At 58.1% G+C, this 22,574-nt stretch carries 16 protein-coding genes; 6 read left to right on the top strand and 10 right to left on the bottom strand.

Annotation, left to right across the window (positions count from 1 at the left end; all coding sequences use genetic code 11):
• The first annotated feature begins 72 nt into the window (after positions 1 to 72).
• Positions 73 to 1,227, top strand: coding sequence for an NAD(P)H-dependent flavin oxidoreductase (locus ACUZ9Q_RS07125; protein WP_192111766.1), 1,155 nt, complete (start codon positions 73 to 75; stop codon positions 1,225 to 1,227).
• A 114-nt stretch (positions 1,228 to 1,341) separates the two neighbouring features.
• Here the strand turns inward: ACUZ9Q_RS07125 and ACUZ9Q_RS07120 are convergent, their stop codons facing one another.
• From ACUZ9Q_RS07120 to ACUZ9Q_RS07105, 4 genes are all read right to left on the bottom strand, one after another.
• Positions 1,342 to 1,719 carry a pyrimidine dimer DNA glycosylase/endonuclease V gene (locus ACUZ9Q_RS07120; RefSeq protein ID WP_449247602.1) on the bottom strand — a complete coding sequence of 126 codons (378 nt, stop codon included), beginning with the start codon at positions 1,717 to 1,719 and terminating at the stop codon, positions 1,342 to 1,344.
• A gap of 112 nt (positions 1,720 to 1,831) precedes the next feature.
• Positions 1,832 to 5,407 carry a PEP/pyruvate-binding domain-containing protein gene (locus ACUZ9Q_RS07115; protein ID WP_192111764.1) on the bottom strand — a complete coding sequence of 1,192 codons (3,576 nt, stop codon included), beginning with the start codon at positions 5,405 to 5,407 and terminating at the stop codon, positions 1,832 to 1,834.
• A gap of 97 nt (positions 5,408 to 5,504) precedes the next feature.
• The gene (locus ACUZ9Q_RS07110) at positions 5,505 to 9,206 is read right to left on the bottom strand and encodes a pyruvate carboxylase (RefSeq protein WP_227118339.1); all 3,702 of its coding nucleotides are present in this window, start codon (positions 9,204 to 9,206) and stop codon (positions 5,505 to 5,507) included.
• 133 nt (positions 9,207 to 9,339) lie between these two features.
• The gene (locus ACUZ9Q_RS07105; RefSeq protein WP_192111762.1) at positions 9,340 to 10,158 is read right to left on the bottom strand and encodes a biotin--[acetyl-CoA-carboxylase] ligase; all 819 of its coding nucleotides are present in this window, start codon (positions 10,156 to 10,158) and stop codon (positions 9,340 to 9,342) included.
• Between ACUZ9Q_RS07105 and ACUZ9Q_RS07100 the strand changes: the two genes are divergently transcribed.
• Positions 10,157 to 11,272, top strand: a complete 1,116-nt coding sequence (locus tag ACUZ9Q_RS07100; RefSeq protein ID WP_215647644.1) for a polynucleotide adenylyltransferase — start codon at positions 10,157 to 10,159, stop codon at positions 11,270 to 11,272. The two genes, ACUZ9Q_RS07105 and ACUZ9Q_RS07100, sit on opposite strands and share 2 nt — an antisense overlap.
• Before the next feature lie 35 nt (positions 11,273 to 11,307).
• On the opposite strand, the gene ybeY is transcribed toward ACUZ9Q_RS07100, so the two are convergent.
• From ybeY to ACUZ9Q_RS07085, 3 genes are read right to left on the bottom strand one after another with little or no spacing between them, the layout of a single operon-like run.
• Positions 11,308 to 11,769, bottom strand: a complete 462-nt coding sequence (gene ybeY / locus ACUZ9Q_RS07095; RefSeq protein ID WP_192111760.1) for an rRNA maturation RNase YbeY — start codon at positions 11,767 to 11,769, stop codon at positions 11,308 to 11,310.
• Positions 11,770 to 11,775: 6 nt separating this feature from the next.
• Positions 11,776 to 14,211 (bottom strand): HD family phosphohydrolase, encoded by a 2,436-nt coding sequence (locus tag ACUZ9Q_RS07090; RefSeq protein WP_323390444.1) that lies wholly within the window; start codon positions 14,209 to 14,211, stop codon positions 11,776 to 11,778.
• Positions 14,177 to 15,175 carry a PhoH family protein gene (locus ACUZ9Q_RS07085; RefSeq protein WP_192111759.1) on the bottom strand — a complete coding sequence of 333 codons (999 nt, stop codon included), beginning with the start codon at positions 15,173 to 15,175 and terminating at the stop codon, positions 14,177 to 14,179. Before ACUZ9Q_RS07085 ends, ACUZ9Q_RS07090 begins: the two co-directional genes overlap by 35 nt.
• 183 nt (positions 15,176 to 15,358) lie before the next feature.
• Here ACUZ9Q_RS07085 and ACUZ9Q_RS07080 point away from each other — a divergent pair, with 183 nt between their 5' ends.
• A complete protein-coding gene (locus tag ACUZ9Q_RS07080) occupies positions 15,359 to 16,312 on the top strand; it encodes a hypothetical protein (protein WP_215647645.1) in 954 nt (317 codons plus the stop codon).
• A 159-nt stretch (positions 16,313 to 16,471) separates the two neighbouring features.
• On the opposite strand, the gene gatB is transcribed toward ACUZ9Q_RS07080, so the two are convergent.
• The 3 genes from gatB to ACUZ9Q_RS07065 all read right to left on the bottom strand — a co-directional run bounded on the left by gatB (position 16,472) and on the right by ACUZ9Q_RS07065 (position 20,645).
• Positions 16,472 to 17,905 carry an Asp-tRNA(Asn)/Glu-tRNA(Gln) amidotransferase subunit GatB gene (gene gatB / locus ACUZ9Q_RS07075; protein ID WP_449247601.1) on the bottom strand — a complete coding sequence of 478 codons (1,434 nt, stop codon included), beginning with the start codon at positions 17,903 to 17,905 and terminating at the stop codon, positions 16,472 to 16,474.
• Between the two features lie 125 nt (positions 17,906 to 18,030).
• Positions 18,031 to 19,773 carry an ARMT1-like domain-containing protein gene (locus ACUZ9Q_RS07070; RefSeq protein ID WP_192111756.1) on the bottom strand — a complete coding sequence of 581 codons (1,743 nt, stop codon included), beginning with the start codon at positions 19,771 to 19,773 and terminating at the stop codon, positions 18,031 to 18,033.
• On the bottom strand, positions 19,770 to 20,645 hold the full coding sequence (locus ACUZ9Q_RS07065) for an NAD(+)/NADH kinase (protein WP_215647647.1): 876 nt from the start codon (positions 20,643 to 20,645) through the stop codon (positions 19,770 to 19,772). Before ACUZ9Q_RS07065 ends, ACUZ9Q_RS07070 begins: the two co-directional genes overlap by 4 nt.
• 117 nt (positions 20,646 to 20,762) lie before the next feature.
• Here ACUZ9Q_RS07065 and ACUZ9Q_RS07060 point away from each other — a divergent pair, with 117 nt between their 5' ends.
• Genes ACUZ9Q_RS07060 through hemC form a run of 3 tightly spaced genes read left to right on the top strand, consistent with a single transcriptional unit; the run spans position 20,763 to position 22,567 of the window.
• On the top strand, positions 20,763 to 21,392 hold the full coding sequence (locus ACUZ9Q_RS07060) for an SIS domain-containing protein (RefSeq protein ID WP_192111754.1): 630 nt from the start codon (positions 20,763 to 20,765) through the stop codon (positions 21,390 to 21,392).
• Between the two features lie 2 nt (positions 21,393 to 21,394).
• Positions 21,395 to 21,628 (top strand): FmdB family zinc ribbon protein, encoded by a 234-nt coding sequence (locus tag ACUZ9Q_RS07055; RefSeq protein WP_449247600.1) that lies wholly within the window; start codon positions 21,395 to 21,397, stop codon positions 21,626 to 21,628.
• 9 nt (positions 21,629 to 21,637) lie between these two features.
• On the top strand, positions 21,638 to 22,567 hold the full coding sequence (gene hemC / locus ACUZ9Q_RS07050) for a hydroxymethylbilane synthase (RefSeq protein WP_192111752.1): 930 nt from the start codon (positions 21,638 to 21,640) through the stop codon (positions 22,565 to 22,567).
• The last annotated feature ends 7 nt before the right edge of the window (positions 22,568 to 22,574 follow it).

Genomic DNA, 22,574 nt, shown 5'->3' with positions numbered 1-22,574 from the left:
CATAGGCATGTCGTTTGTAATCGAAACGATGCAAAGTGGCATGCTGCTTACGGACAGGACGGAGGTCTTGCAATGTCTTTCCCCGCACTCAAGATAGGTGATCTCACGGCTAAAATCCCTGTAGTTCAGGGTGGCATGGGCGTGGGTATTTCGCTTGCCGGGCTTGCGTCGGCTGTTGCCAATCAGGGTGGTATCGGCGTCATCGCCGGGGCCATGATCGGCATGAAAGAACCCGATGTGGCCAAGGATCCTCTTACAGCCAATCTGCGCGCCCTGCGCAATGAAATATTGAAAGCACGTGAACTCAGCAACGGTATTATCGGCGTCAACCTGATGGTGGCGCTTACCACGTTCAGCCAGATGGTGCGCACCGCCGTTGAAAACAAGGTGGACATCATCTTTTCCGGCGCTGGCCTTCCCCTCGACATGCCGCATCACCTCTTGCAGGTGTGCGAAGAAAAGAAGGAAGAATTCAAAACCAAGCTGGTTCCCATTGTTTCTTCGGCCCGAGCGGCCACGGTAATCGCCAAAAAATGGGCCTCGCGTTTTGGTTACACGCCTGACGCCTTTGTGGTTGAAGGCCCCAAGGCTGGCGGCCACCTCGGTTTCAAGGCCGAAGAATTGCAGGATCCCAACCATTCGCTTGAAGTTCTGGTGCCGCAGGTGGTTGAGGCCGCCAAGGCCATGGAAGACAAGTGCGGTCGCGCGGTGCCTGTTATCGCCGCCGGCGGGGTGTACTCCGGCGCGGACATCATGAAATTCCTCGATCTTGGCGCTTCCGGCGTGCAGATGGGCACCCGCTTTGTGGCTACCCACGAATGCGATGCCGATGACCGCTTCAAGCAGAGCTACCTTTCTGCGCGCGATGAAGACATCACCATTATCAAAAGCCCGGTGGGCATGCCTGGCCGCGCTCTTGGCAATGAATTCATCACGGCATCGCGCGAAGGCAAGAAAAAGCCTTTCAAATGCGTGTTCCACTGCGTACACACCTGCGAACAGGAAAAAACGCCCTACTGCATCGCCCAGGCGCTCATTAACGCCATGAAGGGTAATCTTGAACGCGGCTTTGCCTTTTGCGGCGCCAATGTGGCCCGTGTGAACAAGATTATCTCGGTGCATGAACTCATGGACAGCCTGCAAAAGGAATTTGACGATGCCATGAGCACATTGAGCAAGAGCGTGCAGAACATGCAGAGCAAGCTCAACTTCAGCATCAAGAGCTAACGCTCTACCCTGCCTGAACATGCAAAGCCGGGTCTGGATTTCCAGGCCCGGCTTTTTTTGTGCGCGATAGTCAAATATTGTGTTGATGCTGCGCATGTTATTGTCGCATGGGCATCAGTTTGCATTTGTGGTGCCTGATTGCGCTGTGGTGTTTTTCGCTAACATCAAGTGGGCGCAGTCTGGGCACCTGCGCTGCAATTCAGCAGCATTGGCGGCAATGTTGATGAATGTGCGGCCTGCATAACGGGCAGCCAAAGAAGCACACTCACTCGCATCAATGGGTGATGTGTGTTTGAATCTACGCCGGATCATCTCTGCCACAAGTTCCTCATGCCGGGCAAAGACAAGCTGCGGGTCAACCAATCCGCCGGAAAGAAAGCCATCTATATTTTTGCCGCGCCGCATGCTGCCAAGGAGCATATGCAGTTCCACATGTTCGCCCAGCAAATGTTTGCGGCACATGCCTTCCGGGGGCAACATCCACATGTGCATACGAGTCTCCTGTAAGCAGAAAAAGTTTTTTGCAGCTAACCCGCTCTGTATACGAAAAGGCCCGAATCCTGAGATCCGGGCCTTGGTGTATCAGTCGGTTGACCGGCTTGCGCTAGTCGTTGACCGTGCGGGAGTATTCCAGAGCCTTGGCCTGCTCCTCGAAGTTCTGGAAGCCGGAGTGATGCAGGGCATCCTCAACCGTTTCGTCCCAGTTCCAGGTGGCGTAGATCACAGGCTTGTGGAAGGTGGAGCGGAAGCTCTGCAATTCGGCGCGGTAGAAGGCTTCCTTGGGCGTGTCGAGGTGATCGCGGAACTGTTCGTGCCGACGCTGCAACTCGCCCTCGTACCATTCCTGAATATCCTGCGGTTCCTTGTACTTCTTGAGGATATGACCGTAGCCGGTCTTTTCCATCAGGTCGGCAAGGCGCTTGTGGTGTTGCGCGGCAAGCCATTTGCCGAGGTCAGCGGCAGAATGGTTTTCCCCTTCCACAGAGGCGATATCAAACACGGTCTGGTAGTAGGTATCCGGCACCACAGAGGCGGAGGTGATGCCCGCGATGGCAACCAGCCCGCGCAGGATGATGCTGTTTGACACGCCCTGACCGCAGAAGCCCACCTTTTTGGCGTACTTCTGGCCGGTGAAGATGCTGACAAGGATAGCCCAGACAACCGCCGGATCTTCCTCGTCATAGATATGGGACAGGCGCGAATTGTCGCGGTCTGTCGCCAGCACCATCTGGGTCATGTCGTTGGAGCCGATGGAGAAGCCGTCAAACTCAGTGATGAACTGCTTGGCCAGAATGGCGTTGGAAGGCAGCTCGGACATGAGGATGATCTTCAGGCCGTCCTGACCGCTCTTGAGCTTGTGAACCTGCTCAAGGTAGCTGCGCATGGAGCGGGCTTCTTCCAGAGTGCGCACAAAGGGCAGCATCATGCGCAGGTTGGAGCCGCCGTATACGCCGCGGGCCAGCTTGAAGGCTTCAACTTCCCAGTCATGGATATTACGGGAAACGCCGCGATAGCCAAGCATGGGGTTGTCTTCGGTATGTTCAAAGAGGCTGCCGCCCAGCAGGTTGCGGTATTCGTTGCTCTTGAAGTCGGTTGTGCGGTACGTGATGGGCTTGCCGTAGAAGGCCATGGCAAAGAGGGCAAGGTTCTGGGCCAGGGTCTGAACGTAGTGCTCCTTGCCGGTACGGAAACCGCGGGCCTTGATGATGCCGCGAATTTTGTCCGTCAGGTTGCGCAGGTCGTCCATTTCCTTTTTCAGGCCGGAACGCAGGCTCACTTCTTCACGCAGATGGTTGATGTTGTCCATCAGCTTGGTGACTGCGGGCAGATCCTTGATGCGGCGCACATGTTCTTCAACTGTGGCTTCAATTTCGGCAACGCGCTTGGCGGATTCTGGGTCAGCCGGATTCAGCAACGCCAGAGCGTCGTCATAGCCCATGATGATGCGCACATGATCGGACAGATCATTGGAGGTCTTGAGCACTTCAATGCGGCGCGAGGCCATTTCGAGGTGCTGGTCAACCTTGTGATCCAGTTCGCGCATCTTGCGGTGCTGCATCAGCACTTCTTCCGCATTCAGGCTCTTGCTCGCTTCGGCAAAGGCTTCAACCTCTGCGGCAAGGCCGGTCACTTCGCCCACGTATTCGCGCAGGTTGAAGTTGAATACGATCAGCCCGGCTGCCATCTGCTCGCGCAGCACCTTGGAAAGGCGGTTCTCAAGCTCTTTCAGCTTGCTGTGCACCACATTTTCAAGCTCGCCGTTGTCAAAGGCTTCCAGTGCCTGCGGATGGATGCTGATGTTGCCAAGCATGAATTCCGCACGCAGCAGGCCCACTTCAAACTGGGGGAAGTTGCGCAAACGGGAGAGGAACAGCGCCTGACCCACGTCGGCCAGCACAAGGCCGACCTTGGTTTTGGTAAGGGGCAGCTTGGAGAGATCCATTTCGCCGCCCACAAGGTGCAGGGGCAAAAGGCCGCGGTAGACCTTGCCGCGCGTGCCGTCAACGGTCACTTCCGCGCCATCGAGCGCACGCAGGATGTCGAGACGCTGAATGCCGATAACAGCGGCAATGCCAAGCTCGCGGGAGGTAATGGCCGCGTGGCTCGTGTCGCCGCCCACGTCGGCCATGATGGCCGAGGCTACGCGCATGCCCGGCACCATGTCCGGGTCTGTGCGTTCGGCGGCAAGCACATCGCCCTTGGCGATCTTGTTCAGTTCAAGGGCGGAGCGCAAAAAGCGCACCGTGCCCTGGCCAGCACCGCGTGAAGCGCCGTTGCCTTCCACCAGCACTTCGGCTTCGGCGGCGGCTTTGGCGTCCACCTCGCGGCGGCGCATGAAGATGGTATGGGGGTGCAGCTCAAGGTCGTCGTTCCAGCGGGTTTCGGGCCGTGCCTGGACGAACCAGAGCTTGTCGTTGGCGTCAATGCAGAATTCTGTGTCCATGATGATGCCGCCGTACGCCTTGCTGACGGCGCGTACGCCCTGGGCAACGCGTTCGGCCTGGCTGAGCGAAAGCGCCCAGCGCAGAGCCTCAAGCTCGGACACTTCCACTTCGCGGGTGCCGCCACGTTCGTCATAGACGATCTTCATGTCCTTGCAGCCCATCTGACGGATGACTACTTCGCCACCGTCGTCGCGCTGGAAGACATAAAGTTTGTCAGGCGTCACCTTGCCGCCCACCACAGCCTCGCCGAGGCCGTAGCTGGCATCGATGCTGACCAGTTCGCGGCGGTCCGTGCCGCGGCAACCCGTGGCGGTATCGGCAGAAAAGGCCGTACCGGAAATCACGGGATTGATCATCTGCATCATGCAGACAGAAAGCGAGGTGTGCTCGATGGCCCACTCAAGCTTGGCGTTTTCAGCAATGCTCTCGTCGCCGGTTTCTTCGGCCTTGGCCAGAGCGTCAAGGATGGCCTCGCGGCGGTAGGTCATGGAGCGCAGATTGTAGGCGGAGGAGCAGTCCCAATGGTAGGCCTCCACCACTCTGTCTTCACCCACCATGTTCAGGTAGGTATCCTGCAGACCGGCAAAGGCCTTCTTGCGCGAGTCTTCGCCCGCAGCGGAAGAACGCACGGCCACAGGGGTCATGTCGTCTTCGTTTTCGCGGCAGATGTCGCGGTATGCGCCGCGCACGGCTTCCGCAACGTCGTGCGGCACTTCAACAGACAAAATGGCCGCCTGCACCATGACCGAGCGCTTGCGCAACTGGTCGATGCCCTCGGGGGAGGTGGCGAACCCTTCGACTATATTGTTGATAAAGGTGCGCAGCTTGGTATTGGTCTGCTCGCCTTCCGCCAGCGCGGCCTGATGAATCTGCTTGCCGAGTTGACGCACGAACTTCTGCAAGAAGTCCGGATCCTGGTTGATTTCGGGGTCGTTCCAGTCAATGCGCCCGTATTCACGGTCCACCACGCTGCGTACCACACGCCCATTAACCTTTGTTTCATCAAGCAGATGATGAAAGGCAATGGATGAGATGGCGCGAAAATGGGGCGCCTGAATGCCCTGAATCTGACTGATCAGGGCAGTGTTGTAGTTCTTACCACCAACAAGCAACTCCGCTTCGGGACCAATCTGCACAATTTCGGCGCCATCAAGCACCAGTTTTTTCTGAACTGCCTCGGGCGCTGCGCCCTTGGGTTTGTTCTGCGCAGGTTTGGCGGCGGGAATCTTAGCCATGTCTTCCTCCGGTTTGGGAAACAGAAGCTTAACAACCTTGGAAATTGTATATCGCCATTAAGGAACTGTCCACAAATTCCAGTAGTGAGCGTAGTAATTAACTTACGCGCACACCGCAATAGGGGCAGAATGCGATGTTATCCATAGGAATGGGCTGGCCGCAGGCCTCATTGCCGCACACGCGCGGCACAGGCCCCAGCTCCACAATAAGCTCACCTTCTCTGACCGAAACCATTTGCTTGTTTTCTTTGAAGTCTGCGGTTTTGAGCACACGCTTCACCATGCCGTCAATGGGGGCCAGAACGGCCTTTTCCTGCTTCATGATGGAAACGTTAAAGAGCTCTTCGCCCGCTTTAACCACATCACCGGGATGCACATACATGACCCACAAGTCGCCGTTGCTCGGCGCGGCCACATGATACTTGTTGGCCGTGTCGGCCATAAGCGTGCTCTTTGCGCCGTTGCCCGAAGGCTGCCGAACCTGAACCTCGCAGCTCATGAATTCGGAGTCGAGCACATAACGGCAGATGGAGATGCCCGCATCGTTGGGGGTGGAGATGCTGAGCAGCAAGAGATGATGGGGCTTGCCGCTGCTGTCGTTGAAGTACAGATCCTGGCCGACTTTCAGACCCTCGAACCATACATGCAAAGGCAGGTTGTTGGGATCGCCGAACTTGGACTTGAACTGGATGGTCTTGAGCGCGTCTGCCGGATGGTTAAGGTACAGCACGAACTCTTCATCGTTGGGCTTGCGCTTCAGAATTTCGGCGCAGGCCTTTTCTTCGGCTGCAAGGTTCACTTCTGCCAGCGATTCAAGGGGCGAAGCCTCGGTGCGGGCCGCCATGGCGCTCTTCCAGTCAGAGCCAAAGGCGCTCTGGTAGACCCAGTCAGCAGGGAAGCCGAGCGGCAGTTTGCCGAACTTGCCCTGAAGCAGGTTACGGAAGGCGTCGTTGCAGTCCTGATAGATGTTCAGGCGCGCGCGGCGCATTTCGTCCGTAAGCTCTTTTTCGGGGGTGCGGGTGACCTGACCCAGCACTTCCAGCAGGTAGCGCACTTCGTCTTCGCCGCCCCGCTTCCATGCGCCTGTAACGGCCAGAAACGCCGTGTTCCAGGTGATCTGCGAGCCGGGGGTAACATCGTGATAGCGCACGATCTGGCGGGTGCCTTCAAGGAACTTGAGCATGTAGGGCAGCAGGTGAATGTACCCCTGCTTCATGGCGCCTTCCTGCGAGGAGGAAGTGGCCCCGCCGGGCATGCCGTGGCGCGTAACGTCATAGTCGATGCCCTGGAAGTACGGCGCACAGTAGCGGTCGTAATAAGGCATGATCTGCTTGCAGACGAAGTTGGCGTCGCGGATGGCGTTTTTATCAAGGTTGCACTTGAGGCCCAGTTCGTCTTCAATATAGGCCATGGTGGCAAGCACATCGCCCTGACCATAAGAACGTACCGATGAGCCGAGGCCCACGTCGATGATGTGCGCACCGGCCTTGGCCGCAGCACCGCAGGAGGGCACGAACAGGCCGTCGGTATAGTGCCTGTGGTAGTGCAGCACAAGTTCGGGCCAGGCTTTGCGCAGGGCTTTGACCAGCTCGTCCATGAAGCGCGGCGGGCAAACGCCGGCCATGTCCTTGAGGCCCAGAATGATGTGGCGCGAGGCTTCCTTGGGGCTTGCGCCCATGATGTCGCCCACCATGCGCAGCATGGCTTCGGTAACGCCCAGGTAGTGCTTGACGTCAAAGCCCTTGGCCCACGACATGGAAATGGCGGGCTGGAAGATAACGTCCTTGCGGTCCATGACCACTTCGGCAATGGGGCGCATGTTTTCCACATGGTTTAAAAAGTCGAAGCAACGTACGACCTGGTAGTGGTCGCAAATCATTTCGCCCGTTTTGAGCATGAGGTTGCGCGGCTGCGGCGTATACCCAAGCACGTTGGTGGAGCGCACCAGCAGCTGCTTGAGGGTTTTGGGCGCAAAGCGGTTCCATTCCTTGGCTTCGGTGAAGGGGTAGGTCATGTTGGCCAGCATGGCCACATGGAAGTGCGCCCCGCCGCCGTTTTCGAGCGAGAAAAAGCCCGCATTGTCAAGGTAGGGCCCCATGAGCCTGTCTTCGGCAAGGCGCAGGCGGTTGCCGGAGTTGGACTGCGTGAGGTCTCGGGTTGTGGTGTCGGTAAAGTGCACCAGCCCGGAATCACGGATATAGTCCAGCGTGGACATGCGGTCGCCCTGCGGATAGGGCGAAGGCTGGCGGCGCGCAGCCGTGCTTATGGGCGGCAGCACAGGTTCAAAGGGTCCAAGACAGGGGGTGGAGCTTGAACGGTATTCGCCAAGCTGCACGTAGGGGTTGAAGCCCTTGGCCGAAATTTCGGCCACCAGCTTGGCAAGGCGCTCGCCTTCGGGCGCAAGGTCGGTATAGACCATGAGCTCGGGATGCGTGGCGATGAAGTTGGTATTGATGCCGCCCTGCTTGAACAGGGGGTGCTTGATGACCTGACGGAAGAAAGGAATGGTGGTCTTGATGCCGCCGATCACATATTCGCTCAGGGCGCGTTCCGTGATGCCAAGCACCTTTTCCCAGTCAGTGGCGTACGAAATGAGCAGAGCGCCAGCAGAGTCGTAGTTGGCGGGGAATTCGTAGCCTGCGCTGATATTGGAATCAAGGCGCACGCCGGGGCCGCCGGGCGACACATAACGCGAAATGAGGCCGGAATTGGGGGCGAAGTTGTCCTGCGGGTTTTCGCAGTTGATGCGCACCTGCATGGCCCAGTACGAAGGACGCTGGCTTTCTTCGCGGTAGCGCAGTTCCGCGCCAAAGGCCACGGCGATCTGCTCTTCCACAAGGTCAATGCCGTAGCGGCATTCGGTGATGCCGTGTTCAACCTGCAAACGGGTATTAACTTCAATAAGATACGGCGTACCGTCGGGTGTAACGAGGAATTCGACCGTGGCAAGCGAATGGTAGCCCACGGCGCGCACCAGGCGGCGGGAATAATCCTTGAGCCTGTCGCGCAGGTTCTTGGTCATGCCCGGCCAGGGCGAAGGCGTGATTTCAATGAGCTTCTGGTGGTTGCGCTGCACGGTGCAATCGCGTTCGTCAAAGGCGAACACGTTGCCGTACATGTCGGCAATGACCTGAATTTCAATGTGGCGCACATCGGCAAGGAACTTTTCCACAAACAGGCGCGGATTGCCAAAAGAAGCCTGAGCCATGGTGGAAGCCTTGAAAAAGGCGTCTTCCAGGTCAGCCTCGTTATGGATGGCAAAAATACCGCGTCCGCCGCCGCCGCCTTCTGCCTTGAGCATGATGGGCAGCCCGATCTCGTTGATAAGCTGGCGGGCGGTAGGAATATCCACGGCTCCTTCAGAGCCGGGCACAACAGGAATGCCCAATTTGCGAGCCACTTCTCGAGCCTGAACCTTGTTGCCCAACAGGTTCATGGCCTCGGCTGTCGCGCCGATAAAGGTGATGCCCGCCTCTTTGCAGCGCTGCGGAAAGCGCGTGTCCTCGGAAGCAAACCCCCAGCCGGGGTGAATGCCGACTACGCCACGTTGTTTGGCTTTGTCGATAATGCGGTCAATATCCAGATACGCGCGGGGGTCTGTCCCGAGCAGCATCAGTTCCTGCGCCGTTGAGGCCGCAGGGGCCGTTTTGTCCACATCAGTCGCAGTCATTGCCGCTACCGCGTCAAAACGTTCGCGGATGGAACGACAAATGCGACGGGCCGGAATACCGCGGTTAGCTACCAGTATTACCTTGCCCTTCAAAAAATCCTGAACTTCCGAGAATGTCTTGTTGGCCATGCCTTTCAGCCCTTTTCTACCGGCGCATTTCTGCCCACGCACCGGCGTTAGACGGCGAAAACACGCTTACGTGCTTCGCATTGGGCGGCGATGCCCCCAGGCCCAACCATGCCGGAATGACCATAATCCCGCGTCATTCCCGCGCAGGGCTCAGCCGGAGACTACCGCAAATGAATTCCTCAAGCCGTCCGTTGATGTTAAGACACAGGCCGCCTGACGTTCCTAGGCCCGCCAGCCAGCCGCGTACGATGCGGTCATCGTCACGCAGCTCCACGTTCTCGCCGCGCCAGAGCAAAAGAGACTCCGCACGGGCTCTCCACCCCTCGGGAAAAGAGTGGCAGTTAATATAAGCTGAAAACATGCGCTTTACAAGGGTTTGCCACAAGGCTTCGGCCATTGGAGGTGCAAAAGTGGCGGATTTATACTGGGCGGCAAGGCTGGTTGCCTCCAGAGCGGCATCTGCCCTCATCTGCTCCGCCGGTGGCGACCAGCGAACATTTATGCCAATGCCAGCCAGCAGCACCCCGCCACGCTCCTCCAGCAGGATGCCTGCCAGTTTTCTCGGTTCGGCTTCCGACGTGCACAGCACAAGGTCATTGGGCCATTTCAAACGCACCTGCCAACCGTCCACTGCCAGTGCTTCGGCCAGCAGGGCACCCACTGCCGGTGCCGCCGCCGTACCGTCAAACGGGGGCACAAGCGGCAGGCGCAAGGCCGCGTACACATTGCCCGCAGGCGAATGCCACTGACGCCGCAACTGCCCGCGCCCCGCTGTCTGGCTGACAACCTGAACGCTGTCCCACGGGGCAAGCCAGGCGCGCGCCGCAAGGTTTGCTGCTGTATCAAGGCAGGAGCCTACCTCGCCAAAGCGCCAGATACGCGGAACAAAATTTTTGTCAGCGCCAGTGGGGGAGCTTCCCTCAAACGGTTGGCTGTGACATACTGGGGGCATGGAACTCTACCTCGTCGGCGGCGCAATGCGCGACCTTTTGCTTGGGCGTATGCCCACGGAGCTGGATTTTTCCTTTTCAGGAAGCATGGACGACTTTTTGGCCGCGCACCCAGATGCGGTCTGCGTGGGTAAAAGCGTCAATGTCTGCCTGTGGCACGGGCGCGAATGCATGCCCCTCCGGGGCGGCACCCTGGCGTCTGACCTTGCAGCGCGGGATCTCACCATCAATGCCCTTGCGCTCGACAGCGCAGGGCGACTGCACATGCACCCCAAGGCGGTTGACGACCTGCGCAACAAAATGATGCGCCCGGCTTCGCCCACGGCCTTTGCGGATGATCCCACAAGAATTTTTCGTCTGGCGCGCTTTGCCTCCCGCTGGCCCGACTGGCGCATAGCCCGCGAGGCTTTTGAGCAGATGCGCGCCACGCCCAAGACTTTGCTGGCGGCCATTCCGGCGGAGCGTGTGGCCAAGGAAATGCTCAAGGCTCTGGCCTTGCCGCGCCCGGCGCGATTTTTTCGCGTTCTGGCGCAGGGGGACTGTTTGTCGCCCTGGTTTGAAGAACACGAGCGCGCGCGTTACATCCCGGCAGGCCCGGTAAAGTGGCATGCCAACAGCGTGTTGGGGCACAGCCTGCGACTGATGGACGAACTCGCGGGCGATGCCATGGCCGTGTGGATGGCCTTGTGCCATGACCTCGGGAAAATTGGCACTGACCCTGCCCTGCTGCCCCATCATTATGGGCACGAAGTACGCGGCGTGCCGCTTGCACTGACCCTTGCCAAAAGGCTGCGGCTGCCGGCTGTCTATGCCAGGGCTGGGGCGCTTGCTGCAGAAGAACACATGAAGGCGGGCATGTTTGCTACCCTGCGCACCGGTACACGCCGTGACCTGCTGTGGCGGGTCAACCAGCTCGGGCTTTCGCGCCCTTTCTGGAAGCTGGCGGATGCCGACAGCAATTCACCTGTGAGCAGCATGGCCTACCCCGGCCTGAAGGCCATAAACGCCGTGCGTCTGCCTGAAGAGTGGCACAACCGGGGTGAAGAATCAGCCCGCAAGCTGCGTGAAATGCAATGCATGGCCCTGGCGGCGCTGAGCAGAAAGCGGGCCGCCTAGCCGATTTTGTACAATCAGACCGCGACTTCGGCGCATCAAGCCACTGCTTCGGCGGCGACTACCATAAAATAGTCGCTCACCGCATCCATCTGCTCGCTGTGGTCAAGCCCGCACAGGTGGGCCATTCCGTGGGCCAGCAGGCGTAGCGCGTGTTCGCCCGGCTCCTGCCCGTACAGCAGGCATTCCCTGCGCAGCGTATCCAGTGAAAACAGAAGAGTGCCGGGGCTGTCGCAGCCACCGGGGAAGGAAAGCACATTGGTAGGCCCCTGACAGCCCATACTGCGCCTGTTGGCTGCGCTCATGACGGCATCATCGACCAGATGCAGTTCCACAGCCGGGGGCACAACAGGCACGTTGGCCTGCTCTGCAGCGGCAAGCATGGCCGCAAGGGCAGCGCGCTGCTGCCTGCGGTCAAGCGGCAGAATCCATGCTGTGGCCGGATAGCGGCAGAAAATGCGCACGGTTGCCTGTGGCTGATTACCCCTGACTGCGCCCATGATTTCTTATGCCTGCCCCTTTTCTTCAGGGATGGCAGGTATGCCAGCCTGTTTGGCGCTCTCAGGCTGGCTCGTCAGGGCTTTGACTTCGGGCGATTGCGCCGCAGCGGGTTTGTCTCCGTTGCAAGGCTTGTCGCCGCACGGTTTGCCCTGCCCGGTAGGAGTAAGGGCAGTTGCGCCATGTGTTGCGGGGGCAGAGCCGTTTTTGCCGTTGGGCTTGTTTTCAGCCCGGGCGGCGTCATTGATTCTGGCGTCAGGATAGGCAATGCGCTGATGGAAAATACCCGTCAGAATGCGCTGGAAGTTTTCGCTCAGGAAGTGCAGATCCTTAAATGTCAGTTCCGATTCGTCCAGCTGCCCTTCCGAGAAGATGCCCTTGATGATGGTGTCAATGTGCGACTTGATGCGCGCGGGCGTAGGATCGTTGAGCGTGCGGCTGGATGCCTCAACGGAGTCGGCCAGCATGAGGATGGCGGCTTCCTTGGTTTGCGGGCGCGGTCCCACATAGCTGAAATCGGATTCACGCGGCTTTTCGCCCTGATTCAGGGCCTTCTGGTAGAAAAAGCGTATGAGCCTTGTGCCGTGGTGCTGGCTGATAATGTCGGCAATATCCTGCCCGAGCTTGTACCGCTCGGCCAGTTCCGTGCCTTTTTTGACATGCGAAAGCAGGATGAGCGCACTCATGGACGGGGCCAGCTTGTCGTGCTTGTTGGGCCCGCCAAACTGATTTTCAATGAAATATTCGGGATACGAGAGCTTGCCCACGTCATGATACAGTGCCGCCACCTTGCACAACAGGCTGTTGGCGCCAATGGCCTTGGCCCCGGCTTCAACCATGTTGGCGACCACAAGGGAGTGATGGTAGGTGCCGGGCACAGTTACCATGAGCTCCTGCATGAGGGGTTGCTCAAGGCTCATAAGTTCCATGAGGCGGAAGCGCGTACTGTACCCAAAACTGATTTCAAGCACAGGGCTCACGGCAAAGAGCAGAATGAGCGAAAGCACGCTGTTGATAAAGACGGCCAGCAACTGCGTGGGCATGACGCCGGGGGCGCTTTGGGCCAGCAGGGTTGCGCCAAACCAGATGATGGACTGGCCGATGGTCAGCGGCACAATGCTCCATACCACGTCCTGCCGGCTCTGGGCATTGGTTACAAGCCATGTGGCCAGCATGCCGCCGAGAAAATGGAGCAGGAACAGCGAAAACTGCGCCTGAAACATGAGCATGGTAAAGAACGAGATCAGCAGGGCCATGGTGCAATAGCGCCGGGCCGCAAAAACCATGGCGACCAGCCCCACTGCCCCGGCCACAGGGTAGCCCACGGCAAGCGTATTGATGAACGAATGACTGTCGATGCGCATGCCAAGCACGTACACAGCCTTTGCCCCGGCGCTGAATAGCAGCAGAAGCAAGGAAATGAGCAGCATGTCCTTGCAGCGCAGGGGGGTGCCGGGTTTGCCGCTGGGGGCTACAAAAAAGCCGATGGAGAGCACCAGCGAGCACAAAAAGGCGCCAGCGGCAATATCCCAGTGCATGGGGTCGGAAGCGGATTTATAAAGCGTTTGCAGCTTGATCTGCTGCTCGCGGCTGACCCTCTCGCCCTTGCGCAACACAATTTCGCCCTTCTGTATCTGATAATACACGGGCTCAACCATGGACATGACGGCAGAGCTGCGCTTTTGGGTAGATTCCCGGTTCAGCGTCAGCGAGGAAGGCATGGTTGCGGAAAGTAGAATGTTGATGGCGCGCCGCGACTGCGGGTTCAGGGTGGAAACCTGCCGTATCTGGGCAGAAATTTCCGCCAGATACGATTGCACATCGGGCAGATTGACCACATCCGGGCGCAATATTTCTGTATTCGTATCCAGATTGCGCACAATAACGCCAGAGCGGTCAACCCTGGCCGAGCGTATGTCGCCCACAAGGCCTTCTGCCATATGGTCGCGAATCTGGGGCAGCAGAACCTTGAGCAGATATGTCTGCGCCTCGGGCTGGGCGAGTTCCGGCAAGATTTCGTCAGCAACAGTGGGTGTCAGTTCTTCCACCAGCCTGTGCAGCGGGCCTTCGACCCCAACATGGTAATCAATACCGTTGTTCAGGCTGCGCATGATCTCCACAATACGGTTCTGAAAAGCCGTAAAGGGTTCAAGACTCAGATCATAGACCGGCGGTTGCAGAAGCTGCACCTGTTTGCGCCGGGCCTTGGTGGCCTGCACATCTTCAACAAGGATGTCGCGGTCGGCAATGACGTCAGAATCCGCCACTTGCCCGGCAACGTACACGCGAGGCACAGCCTCAAAATTGGCCCCTGCAAGCAGGCTGATGAAAAGCAGGGTGAGCACAAGTACCGAAAGCCCCAGACCACAATGGTGGCGGGCCCGCAACATGCGAAAGAGTGCGAGGATGCTAGCTGGACGTGTCGCTTTTTTCTGCATTATCATAGGCGTTTACGATTGCTCCCACCAAGGGGTGCCGCACTACGTCGGCCTTGGTGAAGTGATGCACTGCGATGGTTGGAACTTTGGCAAGGATATTCAGCGCGTGGATAAGGCCCGAGCGTGGGCGCTGGCCGCCGGGCTGCATGGGCAGGTCGATCTGGGTGGTGTCGCCCGTTACAACCATGCGCGAGCCAAAGCCCATGCGGGTGAGGAACATCTTCATCTGTTCCTGCGTGGTATTCTGCGCTTCGTCAAGAATGATAAAGGCATCGTTAAGGGTGCGCCCGCGCATGAAGGCCAAGGGCGCAACTTCAATGGAGCCCACTTCAAGCATGGACGCCACCTTGGGCTGGGGCATCATGTCGTGCAGGGCGTCATAGAGCGGGCGCAAATAAGGATTGACCTTGTCGGCCAGATCGCCGGGCAGAAAGCCAAGGCGTTCGCCCGCTTCCACCGCCGGGCGCGTCAGCACAATGCGTTTAACCCTGTGCTGCTGAAACATGGACAGCGCCATGGCGACAGCGAGATAGGTTTTGCCAGTACCGGCCGGCCCAACCGCAAAAACAAGCTCATTGCGCCGCAGCAAGTCAAGGTAGGTGCGCTGGGCAACATTGCGTGCTGTGACCGTTTTGCGCGGAGTGTTGACGAAAACAGCATCCTTGAAAATTTTTTCCAGATTCAGGCCAGGATCCGTGCGCAGCATCTCGTAACTGCGGGCGATATCCTGCTGGCTCAGCGACAATCCGCCGCGCAACAGCTCGTACAACTGCACAAAAACATTGCACAGAACCTGCCGCGTGTTCATGTCTGGGCTTTCAATAAGAATGCTGGCGCCACGGCTGCCTATGGAGGCCCCGCTGGCTGCGGCCAACAGCTCAAGATGCGCATTGTGAGGGCCAAATAGCTGATTGGCTAAGGCGGGATCGTCGAATTCGACGGTCTCAAGCATGGAGGAATGTACTGCCATAGCCGCTCTCTAGCCTATTTCAGTTAGCCTGTCCATTACTGGATTCGGAACCTGTATATTTTTTATGGGTGGGCCGACCCCGTCAGAACCACAATAAAAATATAGCTGGCCTGGAATATGCATTAATGAGCAGTACGGCACCCCCAAGCCCCCAGAAAGGGAAAAAACTGCCGAGGAGTCATCATGAGCAACGTATCGGGTGTAAACAGCTACACAAGCGGGCTGTACCAGTGGCAGAACCAGAAGCTGAGTACCTCCACTTCCGGCAGCTCATCGTCTTCGGGTTCCAAAAGCTCTTCAAGCTCATTGAACCAGATGCTCAGTGGCAATAGTATTTCCAGCCAGCTTTCCAGCATGGTGGAACTTACAAAGTACGCCATGGACGCCATGGGCCTTGAAAGCGGCAGCCGTGTCACGTTCAGCCAGATCACCAAGTACCGCGACCAGTTGAACAATGAATTCAACACTGCCGTCAAGGATGGCCTGTCAAAGCTTGGGGTTACCGATCCTTCAAGTGTCACTTTTACTTTAGCTGCGGACGGCTCCCTCACGGCTACCAGCGCCAATGCCACGGATCAGGCCAATGTGCAGGCCTGGCTTAAGAGCAACACGACCATCGGCAAGGATCTGCGTTCGTCCCTTACCGCTGCTGGCGTCAGTTCCAGTACTTCTGTGTCCATGACTGTTGACAGCAGCGGCAAGCTGACCGCTGCCAGCAGCACGGACAGCGCCAACAAGGCTGCCATTCAGGCCGTGCTGGATAATTCCAAACTCGGTCAGACGCTGAACAGCGGCATGAGCAGCCTTGCTGTGAGCAGCGATGCAAAATTTACCCTGCAAACCAAGTCTGATGGCAGCATTGTGGTTGAAAGCAGCGATGCCGCCACCAAGGCAGCCGTGCAGAAGTTCTTTGACAACAATCCCGCTTTGGTCAAAAAGTTCGGCCAGATTCAGGCCCTTTCCGGCCTTGATGACGCGCGCAAGTCATTGCAGGTTTCGCCTTCTGACCTGCGCAAGCGCATCGAGGTGGAATCCATGGCCGCATGGTGGTCCGGCTCGGGCAACGCCACAAATTCTTTTGGCAGTTATTCCGACAGCAGTCTTTCCATGCTTTCTGGCCTGAACATGAGCGTCTAGCTTTTACGCATATGCTGTGCTGATGTGTCAGCACCTTAGGGGCCGCGAGGCCCCTTATGCGTTTAAAATCCGAAATGCAACCTGTCTTGAACAGTATAAAAAGCGGGGATCCCGGCATGACCGGAATCCCCGCTTGGGCGTTTGTTTACTGACGAGAGTTTACAGCTTTTTGGCAAGCAGTTCGTTCACCAGAGCAGGATTGGCCTTGCCCTTGGTGGCGCGCATGATCTGCCCCACAAAGAAACTGATCAGTTTGGTCTTGCCGCCGCGATAGGCCTCCACCTCTGCGGGATTGGCCGCAATGACTTCATCCACGGCGGCTTCGAGCGCCGAAGTGTCGGAAATCTGCACAAGGCCTTTTTCCTTCACGTAGGCTTCGGGCATGACGCCCTGCTCAAAGATGTCGCCAAAAATATCGTTGGCGATCTTGGCGCTGATGGTGCCGCCGTCAACCAGCCGCACCAGTTCTGCCAGAGCCTCGGGCTTCATGGCCCAGGCGGAGGGGTCAGCGGCGGAAAGCCCACGGGCGTTGCATTCGCGCAGCAGCGGCCCAAGCACAAAGTTGGCAACCTTCTTGGGGTCGGCCTTGGCAGTGGCTGCTTCAAAAAAGTCGGCCAGTCCCCTGCTCTGCACAAGCACTTCCGCCTCGGCTTCGGGCAGACCCGCCATAGCCACAAAACGGGCCATGCGAACATGGGGCAGCTCCGGCATTTCGGCGCGCCAGCGGGTCATTTCTTCTTCCGTAATATCTACGGGCAGAATGTCCGGGTCGGGGAAGTAGCGGTAATCGTGCGCTTCTTCCTTGCTGCGCATGGAGGCCGTGGTATTTTTAACGGCATCGTACAGGCGGGTTTCCTGCACGACCTTGTCGCCATCGTCCAGCACGTCCTGCTGGCGGGCAATTTCATACTCAATGGCGCGCTGCACATTGCGGAAGGAGTTGAGGTTCTTCAACTCGGTGCGGGTGCCGAAAGGTTCGGTTCCCACAGGGCGCAACGAGACGTTGGCGTCGCACCTGAAGCTGCCCTCTTCCATGTTGCCGTCGCACACGCCAAGATAGGTCACAATATTGTAGAGGGCCTTGAGGTAGGCCACAGCCTCGGCGGCTGAACGCATATCCGGCTCGGAAACTATTTCCACCAGGGGCGTGCCCGCGCGGTTGAGGTCCACATAGCTCAGGTTTTCGCCCTGGGCGTGAATGTTCTTGCCAGCATCGTTTTCCATGTGGATGCGCGTAATGCCCACGCGCTTGCGCCGCCCGTCCACATCCACTTCAAGGTGCCCGTGTTCGCAGATGGGCAGCTCGAACTGAGAAATCTGATAGCCGGAGGGCAGATCAGGATAAAAATAGTTTTTGCGGGCAAAAATGGAACGGGTATTTATGGCGCAATTGGTAGCAAGGCCAACCAGAGCGGCAAAGTGAACAGCCTGACGGTTGGGCACGGGCAAAGCACCGGGCATGCCGGAGCACACTTCGCACACATTGGCGTTGGCAGGCTGCCCAAAGGTCGTGGGGCAGGAACAGAACAGTTTGGAGGCCGTGGCAAGTTGCACATGCACTTCAAGGCCAATCACGGCTTCATAGGCGGCCATAGATCAGATTACTCCCTCAACGGGGTTCACCCCGTAGTTGCGCGGCAAAAGCGCCGCTTTGCGCATAAGCGCCCGCAAAACCTGGCATCCGGCGGGTTACCGCCGCCCATTTTGACGCAAAAGCATCAATGGGGGATGCTGGCATCGAAATATTTGCCCACACCGTACTCTCCCCTGCGGAAAAACCGCCGAGGGTCGGGGCCGATGATCTGCATTTCCCTGTTTTTGGCCTGCACGTCCAGCGCGATACGCATTTCCTTGGTGCAGCCGGTGGAAAAGGTGGAATCCTTGCCCGACCATTGCGGCGGTACCTTGCGGCCAAGCAGGGCAAAGCTTTCCTCAATGTCTTCAACGGTCTGAAACCGCCACACATCAATAAAACCGCTGCGCTGCACCTGCTCCCACATATACATGAGGTCGTCGCCGTCCATGCCTTCAATAAAATGCTCGGCAGGATTAATTATCAGAATATTATCCATTTTTTTACGCAGATTGTCTACAAAGGCGCGCACAATCTCGATAGCGGTACCCGTCTCGCCGGGGATGCTGCCGATCACGCAACTGTAGAACATGACCGTGCGGCCCTGCATGCGGGCCTCGCGCATGCCTGCGATAATATTTGCCGACTGGGCGGCAATGTCGTTCTCGCTGAATTTATGGGCGCTCTCGGCATGCTGGCGCAGTTTGATGTGAAAGCCCTGATCATCATGCCAGTAGCAGACCACATCCCTCGTATACTGGTGGCTGCTGCCCATGAGCACATCGGCCACGCGCCAGCCCTTGCCCAGAATAAGGTCGGCTTCCTTCCATGCGCGGGAGAACGTCACCGAGACCCTGTACAGATTGAGCCGCTCCCGCGTTCCATCGCCAATAACCATCAGGCGGTACTCGCGCAGGTGGCGCAACAGTTCGTTCTTGCTCATGCGCGGCTCGTGCTGCACTGTGCCGCCGCCGATCATCTGCCGGATGGAGGGGTCAATCTCCATGTCTTCCAGCGTGGGCGAATAAAAGAAAAAGCCTGATTTGACCGCAAAAATGACCTTATGCCCCATGCGGATGAGGCTGTTGGCAACAGCCAGATCAAACACAACGCCGCCGTCAGCGTCGCACAAAAAAAGCACCGTGCCCGATCTGACCGCGCTGGCCTCAAAATAGTGCCGCAAGTGGGCGCAGGTTTCGCGCGCGGTATCCATGGCCTGACGCACGGTTTCGGCGTCTGGCGGCGTCTCCACCCAGGGGCGGGACATGGCCGAAAGGCACAGCAGGCGCGAAAGTTCCACGTAGTTGAGCATACGCCTGACAGAAGCGATGGAATTTGCCGCCAAGGCATCCGCAGGCACTGCGGCAAGATTGTCGCGCACCGGGGCTTCATCCAGCATTTCAAGCTGGCGTTTGGTGGAAATTCTGCGCAATTGCCGCCAGGGGTCGTCCAGCTGGTTGCCCTGGGCGAGCACAAGATCAGTCATGCGCTTGACCAGCCGTGAAGGTATCAGGGTATGCTGGGCAACATACTGCTTGAAGCGGAACCGGCAGAACTGCAAAATGCGCCTGCGTTTCTGGCCTTCGGGCGTGAAGGAGCGCACAAGACGCATGATGATGCGCCAGGAGCGGTTATACTGGCGGCGAAGTTCTTCGGGAGCGGTCTGCTGGCACAGCAGCTTGAACGTATCGTCAGAACAGGGCAAATACACCTGATCGCGCGCAAGGCTGACCATAAAGGCCATCTGTTCCTGACTGGCCACAATGTCGGGGTTCATGCCGTAGGCTATGTTGTTGTCCATCAGCATGCTGTAAAGCCATGCGTCAAAGCGGACACTCTCCCCAAAATGAAACTCGCGAACAGAATCCACAGAAATCGCGTTGCTCATGCGTTTTCCCCGCACCTGATGCATTCAGTGCCTTGCAGGGCAAAGCCGCGCGAACGCAAACGCTCAAAGAAAGTTGTTCCTTTGCCAAGAAAATGCACGGCATCGGGCAAACCATTGACGGTCACGGTGTCGCCCAGCTCCAGCTGTTGCCCTTCCTGCCCATCGACAGTAAGGTAGCAATCTGTGGAACCCTGCAAAATCTGGAACCGGCACTCGGTATCGCCGGGGAAAACCATGGGCGAAATTGTATTAAGGAAAGGACAGATGGGCGTGATGGCTACGGCTTCCATTGAAGGATGCAGCAGCGAGCCGCCAGCGGAAACACTGTAGCCGGAGCTGCCCACGGGCGTGGCAATGATCATTCCATCGCCGCGTAATGAGCCAAGGCGCTCGCCGGCAATATAGACATCAAACAGAACAAGGCGCGACAAGGACCCCCGGCTCAGGACAACATCGTTGACCGCACAGCCGCTGGCAATCTGCTCGCCCTTGCGGGTGAGCGTCCACTGCAAGGCCATACAGGAGCGCACAGGTTCCATGCCGGTGAGGGATTCTTCGAGTTTTTCGCGCCACTGCTCCGGCTGGGCATCTGTCAAAAAACCGATCCGGCCAAAATTGATGCCCAGCACAGGCACATTGCGCCCCACCAGGCGGCGGGCCACGCCGAGCATGGTACCGTCGCCGCCAAAAACAACCACAAAGTCAAGGGGAGTAGTTGCGTAGGCCGGGGTGTCCGTGCCAGCGCAGATCACACCCGCAACGTCGTGCCCATCTTGGCGCAGCCATTGGGCGGCTTCTTGGGCAAGAGCCGCAGCCTTTTCGTGCCGGGCCTTGTAAACCAGAAGTATGTGTCGGCTTGTTGCGTTTTGCATACCTGCGCAAGTTACGTTATCAAGTCTGTTACCGCAAGCCTGAGGGCGCTTGTCAGTTGCAGGGCTTTGCCTTAAATAAGAAGGCTTCCATGTCACGTTTCGGCAATTGTGAGCGCCATGCACGATACAGCCCTTGATATTATTGAACAGCACGCCAGCGAAGGCGCGCGCCTGCGCGAAGATTTTTTTCGCTCGCAGGCAGATTTTCTTCGTCAGGCGGCCTTGCGCGCGGCCACGTGCCTTGCCGGCGGCGGCAAAATACTGCTCTGCGGCAATGGCGGCAGTGCTGCTCTGGCCCAGCACATGGCTGCCGAGTTTGTGAACAGGTTTTTTATGGACAGGCCCGCCCTGCCCGCTCTGGCGCTGTCTGCCGATGCAACTTCGCTTACGGCCATTGGCAGCGACCTTGATTTCAGCCAGATATTTTCGCGCCAGATTGAAGCTCTGGGGCGGCCAGGCGACATGCTGGTGGCGATTTTTTCCACCGGCAGCAGCGCCAATATCATCGCCGCTCTTGAGGCGGCACGTCGCGGAGGGCAGTTTGCCGTGTGCCTGTGCGGGCACGGCGGCGAAATGGCCCGATACAGCGACATGGTTCTTGAAACGCCGCAGGCTGAACCCGCGCTTGTTCAGGAACTGCACCTTGCAGCCGGGCACCTATTTTGCCGGCTGACGGATTATTATCTTTTTGAAAATGCTGTCGCACTGACCCCCTATTTGCAAGGGCGACACACAACCGAGGTTTGACCATGCCCATCTACGAGTATTCTTGCCAGAAATGCGGTCGGGATTTTGAAGAACTGGTGTTTGACGAAACCCCGCCCACTTGCCCGTATTGCGGCTCCAACGATACCCATAAGCTCATGTCCTGCTGCGCCCGGCGCAAAAACGGCGCAGAAGGCGGCGATTACGCTGCTTCAACTGGCGGTGGCGGCGGCTGCGCCGGATGTTCTGGCGGCAACTGCGCGAGCTGCGGACATTAGGCGGCAGGCATGCGTAAATCCTTAGTTATCGCTACCCGTGGCAGTCAGTTGGCCCTCTGGCAGGCAGAACACGTCAAAAGCCGTTTGCAGTCGCTTGACCCGGAACTGGCCGTTGATCTTGTCATCATCAAGACCAAGGGCGACATCATTCAGGATGTTCCCCTGGCCCAGGTGGGCGGCAAGGGCCTTTTTGTAAAAGAAATTGAAGAAGCCCTGCTTGATAACCGGGCCGACCTTGCCGTGCACAGCATCAAGGACGTGCCCATGGAATTGCCCGACGGGCTCATACTGGGTTGCATTCCCAAGCGCGAAGCGCCTACGGATTGCATGCTTTCGTGCAAGTATGCCGACCTTGCGGCCCTGCCCCAGGGCGCATGCGTTGGCACCAGCAGCCTGCGGCGTCAGGCCCAGTTGCTGGCCCTGCGCCCCGATCTGCGCATTGAAAGCCTGCGCGGCAATGTGGACACGCGCCTGCGCAAACTGCGTGAAGGCGTGTACGATGCCATTATTCTTGCATCCGCAGGCATGAACCGCCTTGGCTTGAGCGCGCCCTACATGCATGCTCTTGATCCGCAGACCTTTTTGCCCGCTGTGGGCCAGGGCGCCATCGGCATTGAATGCCGCGAAGACGATTACGATCTTTTTGCCCTGCTTGCAGAGATTGAAGACACCCCCACCCGCGTATGCGTAGAAGCCGAACGGGGCTTTCTTGCCGGGCTTGAGGGCGGGTGCCAGGTGCCCATTGCCGGGCATGCCCGCCTTGAGGATGACGAAACATTCGTACTCGAAGGCCTGGTGGCCGAGATTGATGGCAGCCTGATTCTGCGCGAGGCGCAGCGGGGCCATACCTCCAAGGCCCGCCAGATTGGGCTTGAGCTGGCTGAAAAACTTCTTGCCAGAGGCGGCCGCGCCATTCTGGAAAAACTTTACCAACAATAACGATTCC

Source organism: Desulfovibrio desulfopostgatei, assembly GCF_053570645.1.
This window is presented reverse-complemented; position numbering and strand designations above follow the sequence as displayed.

Bases quoted from the DNA above. Each gene is read 5' to 3' on its own strand.
- ACUZ9Q_RS07065 (WP_215647647.1), bottom strand. From the start codon at position 20,645: ATGCAAAACGCAACAAGCCGACACATACTTCTGGTTTACAAGGCCCGG.
- ACUZ9Q_RS07070 (WP_192111756.1), bottom strand. From the start codon at position 19,773: ATGAGCAACGCGATTTCTGTGGATTCTGTTCGCGAGTTTCATTTTGGG.
- ACUZ9Q_RS07125 (WP_192111766.1), top strand. From the start codon at position 73: ATGTCTTTCCCCGCACTCAAGATAGGTGATCTCACGGCTAAAATCCCT.
- ACUZ9Q_RS07090 (WP_323390444.1), bottom strand. From the start codon at position 14,211: ATGATAATGCAGAAAAAAGCGACACGTCCAGCTAGCATCCTCGCACTC.
- hemC (WP_192111752.1), top strand. From the start codon at position 21,638: ATGCGTAAATCCTTAGTTATCGCTACCCGTGGCAGTCAGTTGGCCCTC.
- ACUZ9Q_RS07085 (WP_192111759.1), bottom strand. From the start codon at position 15,175: ATGGCAGTACATTCCTCCATGCTTGAGACCGTCGAATTCGACGATCCC.
- ACUZ9Q_RS07110 (WP_227118339.1), bottom strand. From the start codon at position 9,206: ATGGCCAACAAGACATTCTCGGAAGTTCAGGATTTTTTGAAGGGCAAG.
- ACUZ9Q_RS07060 (WP_192111754.1), top strand. From the start codon at position 20,763: ATGCACGATACAGCCCTTGATATTATTGAACAGCACGCCAGCGAAGGC.
- ACUZ9Q_RS07115 (WP_192111764.1), bottom strand. From the start codon at position 5,407: ATGGCTAAGATTCCCGCCGCCAAACCTGCGCAGAACAAACCCAAGGGC.
- gatB (WP_449247601.1), bottom strand. From the start codon at position 17,905: ATGGCCGCCTATGAAGCCGTGATTGGCCTTGAAGTGCATGTGCAACTT.
- ybeY (WP_192111760.1), bottom strand. From the start codon at position 11,769: ATGGGCGCAGTCAGGGGTAATCAGCCACAGGCAACCGTGCGCATTTTC.
- ACUZ9Q_RS07120 (WP_449247602.1), bottom strand. From the start codon at position 1,719: ATGCACATGTGGATGTTGCCCCCGGAAGGCATGTGCCGCAAACATTTG.
- ACUZ9Q_RS07105 (WP_192111762.1), bottom strand. From the start codon at position 10,158: ATGCCCCCAGTATGTCACAGCCAACCGTTTGAGGGAAGCTCCCCCACT.
- ACUZ9Q_RS07100 (WP_215647644.1), top strand. From the start codon at position 10,157: ATGGAACTCTACCTCGTCGGCGGCGCAATGCGCGACCTTTTGCTTGGG.
- ACUZ9Q_RS07055 (WP_449247600.1), top strand. From the start codon at position 21,395: ATGCCCATCTACGAGTATTCTTGCCAGAAATGCGGTCGGGATTTTGAA.
- ACUZ9Q_RS07080 (WP_215647645.1), top strand. From the start codon at position 15,359: ATGAGCAACGTATCGGGTGTAAACAGCTACACAAGCGGGCTGTACCAG.